The organism is Mesorhizobium sp. M8A.F.Ca.ET.021.01.1.1 (assembly GCF_003998025.1).
Classification (GTDB): Bacteria; Pseudomonadota; Alphaproteobacteria; order Rhizobiales; family Rhizobiaceae; genus Mesorhizobium.
In genome coordinates, this window is the sequence record NZ_RZSJ01000630.1 from 1 (window position 1) to 3436 (window position 3436).

Annotated in this window: 4 protein-coding genes; 3 read left to right on the forward strand and 1 reads right to left on the reverse strand. The window is 64.7% G+C overall.

Annotation, left to right across the window (positions count from 1 at the left end; genetic code table 11):
- From EOA36_RS31075 to EOA36_RS31085, 3 genes are all read left to right on the forward strand, one after another.
- Positions 1–300, forward strand: a 300-nt coding sequence (locus EOA36_RS31075; protein ID WP_189553447.1) for an ATP phosphoribosyltransferase regulatory subunit, incomplete at its 5' end; no start/stop codon positions are given.
- A complete protein-coding gene (hisG, locus tag EOA36_RS31080) occupies positions 297–995 on the forward strand; it encodes an ATP phosphoribosyltransferase (protein ID WP_127280715.1) in 699 nt (232 codons plus the stop codon). The genes EOA36_RS31075 and hisG, both read left to right, overlap by 4 nt.
- Positions 996–1092: 97 nt before the next feature.
- Positions 1093–2865 (forward strand): AMP-binding protein, encoded by a 1773-nt coding sequence (locus EOA36_RS31085; RefSeq protein WP_127280716.1) that lies wholly within the window; start codon positions 1093–1095, stop codon positions 2863–2865.
- A 7-nt stretch (positions 2866–2872) separates the two neighbouring features.
- On the opposite strand, the gene EOA36_RS31090 is transcribed toward EOA36_RS31085, so the two are convergent.
- On the reverse strand, positions 2873–3436 hold a 564-nt coding region (locus EOA36_RS31090), incomplete at its 5' end, for an alpha/beta hydrolase (RefSeq protein WP_145969398.1).

Sequence of the window (3436 nt, forward strand, 5' to 3'; positions counted from 1 at the left end):
GCCGGCGCCGGACTTTCATTGGGTGCGGCGCTGGAAAAATTCGCGGCCCGCGCCAAGGCGATCGAGGCGCATGGCTTGCCGTCGGGAAAAATCCGCTACGACGCCGCCTTCGGCCGTCCGCTCGATTATTACACCGGTGTGGTCTTCGAAGTCGCGGCCGCAAGTGGCGAGCGTCCCCTGGCCGGTGGCGGCCGCTATGACAGATTGCTGACGCTGCTCGGCGCCAAGACCGCGATCCCCGGTGTCGGCTTCTCGGTGTGGCTCGACCGCATCGAGGCGTTGCGGGAGACGGCACCATGATCACGCTGGCGATCCCGTCCAAGGGCCGGCTCAAGGAGCAGGCGCTGGAGGTGCTGGCCAAGGCCGGCCTCGCCGTCAGCCTGCCCGGCGACGAGCGCAAATATCACGCCCGCGTCGAGGGCCTGGACAATGTCGAAGTGGTCTTCCTGTCGGCTTCCGAAATATCGGGCGAAATAGGGCAGGGCGCGGTCGATCTCGGCATCACCGGCGAGGACCTTGTGCGGGAAAATCTCGCCGACTGGGAAGCGCGGGCCGAGATCGTCGCCCGTCTCGGCTTCGGCCATGCCGATGTCGTGGTCGCGGTGCCCGAGATCTGGCTCGATGTCGACACCATGGCCGATCTCGATGACGTCGCCGCAGATTTCCGCCAGCGCCATGGCCGGCGGCTCAGGATCGCCACCAAATACTGGCGGCTGACGCAGCAGTTCTTTTCGCTCAAGCACGGCATCCAGGTCTATCGCATCGTCGAAAGCCTCGGCGCCACCGAAGGCGCGCCGGCGGCCGGCCTTGCCGACGTCATCGTCGACATAACCACCACGGGCTCGACGCTGCGCGCCAACCATCTCAAGGTGCTGGGCGATGGCGTCCTGCTGAAGTCGCAGGCCTGCCTGGTGGCCTCGAAGAAAGATCGTTCCGCCGCCGATGAGGCCATCTTCCGGGATATAGCCGCGAAAATGACGGCGACGGTCGGATAGCCTGCTTTCCCTGGCGGGAGGGGTGTCACTACCATCGGCGGGATTTCCACCGTTCCGGCAGGCTGATAGGCTCGGTCCGTGCTGGGAGGAGAGAGCGATGCCGGTCAATCTCGACGAGCTGAAGAACGCCACCAATCTGCGCGGACGCGGCGCGCGCTCCGGCATTGTCTTTGTCGCGCCCGTCGACGGCAAGGCGCATGTCTCGGGCGAGCGCAAGGTGCCGTTGCTGGAGGAGACCATTCCGGCCCTGTTCTCCGATACCGTCAGCAAATACGGCACGCTCGATGCCGCAATCTTCGTCGGCCAGGACAAGCGCTTCACCTGGAGCGAACTGTCGGACACCGTCGATGCGCTGGCCGCCGGCTTCCTGGCGCTCGGCCTGCGCAAGGGCGATCGCGTCGGCATCTGGTCGCCCAACCGCTGGGAATGGCTGGTGACGCAATTCGCCACCGCCCGCATCGGCCTGATTCTGGTCAACATCAACCCGGCCTATCGGCTGACCGAGCTGGAATATGCCCTGAACAAGGTCAGCTGCAAGGCTCTGGTGACGGCGGCGAGCTTCAAGACCTCGGACTATCTCGGCATGATCGAGACGCTGGCGCCGGAAATCGCCACGGCGACGCCGGGCAAGCTGAAGGCCGCCAAATTGCCGGCGCTGAGGATCGTCATCCGCATGGGCGAGGAGAACTCGCCAGGCATGTTCAATTTCGGCGACGTGCTGGCCATGGCCGGCCGCGACGAGCATGACAGCCTCGACCGCATCTCCGAGGGTCTGAAGCCGGGCGACGCGATCAACATCCAGTTCACCTCAGGCACGACAGGCGCTCCCAAGGGCGCGACGCTCACTCATCTGAACATCGTCAACAACGGCAACTTCGTCACTTCGGCCATCAAGCTCACTGTCGACGACCGGCTCTGCATCCCGGTGCCGCTCTATCATTGCTTCGGCATGTCGATGGGCACGATGGGTTGTGTGTCGAAAGGCGCGACCATGGTTTTCCCTTGCGAGGGTTTTGATCCCGGCCTGACGCTGAAAGCGATCGCGCAGGAGCGCTGCACGGGCCTCTACGGCGTTCCGACCATGTTCGTCGGCATGCTCGACCATCCGGATTTCTCATCCTTCGATCTCTCCAGCCTGCGCACCGGCATCATGGCCGGCTCGCCATGCCCGATCGAGGTGATGAAGAAAGTGGTGTCGCTGATGCATATGTCGGAGGTGACCATCGCCTACGGCATGACCGAGACCAGTCCGGTCTCGTTCCAGAGCAGCACCGACGATCCGCTGGAAAAGCGCGTGTCGACCGTCGGGCGCATCCATCCGCATGTCGAGGTCAAGGCGGTCGATGCCGATGGCGCCACCGTTGCCGTCGGCGCGCCGGGCGAGCTTTGCACGCGCGGCTACTCGGTGATGAAAGGCTATTGGGACGACGACGAAAAGACCCGTGAGGCAATCGACACCGACGGCTGGATGCACACTGGCGACCTCGCCACCATCGACGCCGAGGGCTATTGCAACATTGTCGGCCGCGTCAAGGACATGGTCATCCGCGGCGGTGAGAACGTCTATCCCAGGGAGGTCGAGGAATTCCTCTACCGTCATCCCAAGGTGCGGGAAGTGCAGGTCTTCGGCATCCCGGATGCCAAATATGGCGAGGAGTTGTGCGCCTGGATCGTGCTCAAACCCGGCCAGGTCGCCACCGAACAGGAAATCAAGGCCTTCTGTGCGGGCCAGATCGCCCATTACAAGATACCGCGCCACATTCGCTTCCGCACCGAATTGCCGATGACGGTGACCGGCAAGCCGCAGAAATTCCTGATGCGTCAGGCGATGGTGGAAGAGTTGGGGCTGGAGGCGCAGAAAACGGCGTGAGGCGGGATCAGCCGCGTCGTACGAAGGCACTGATGCTGTCGAGCAGGGACTGCCGGTCGCCGACCCAGAACCAGTGGTCGTCGCCGTCGACCTCGATGAACCGGGCGCCCGGAATCCTGGACGCGAGGAACCGCCCGGCCTCGATGCGCACGGCGCGGTCGCCTGAACGGTGGAGGACCATCGTCGGGGCGGAGACTTTTGCCAGGAGGTGACGGACATCTGCATCCCGTAATGCCTCGAGCAGGCCCGCGACCGCGCCCGGGCTGGAGGCTGCCCTGAGCAATCCGGCCCACCAGGTCCTCGCCTGACGGTCGCCAGTGAGGCTTGGGGCGAAGGTTTCGATTTCCGCTGGGCCACCCCAACCCGCGAGCAGGCGTTGCTTCCACAGATCATACTGCGCGACGGTCAAGGCGTAGGGATAGTCGGGGGCGCGGCTGCCCTTCGCCAGCGAGCCCCAGAGAACAAGGCCGCTCAGCCGGTCGCTATGCTCGACTGCAAAACGGATGCAGCCCGGCCCGCCCTCCGACGCACCGACCAGCAAGGCCCGGCCGCTGCCGGCCGCGTTCATGAC

Excerpts from the sequence above, each read along its gene's own strand:
- hisG (WP_127280715.1), top strand. The coding sequence starts at position 297 with ATGATCACGCTGGCGATCCCGTCCAAGGGCCGGCTCAAGGAGCAGGCG.
- EOA36_RS31085 (WP_127280716.1), top strand. The coding sequence starts at position 1,093 with ATGCCGGTCAATCTCGACGAGCTGAAGAACGCCACCAATCTGCGCGGA.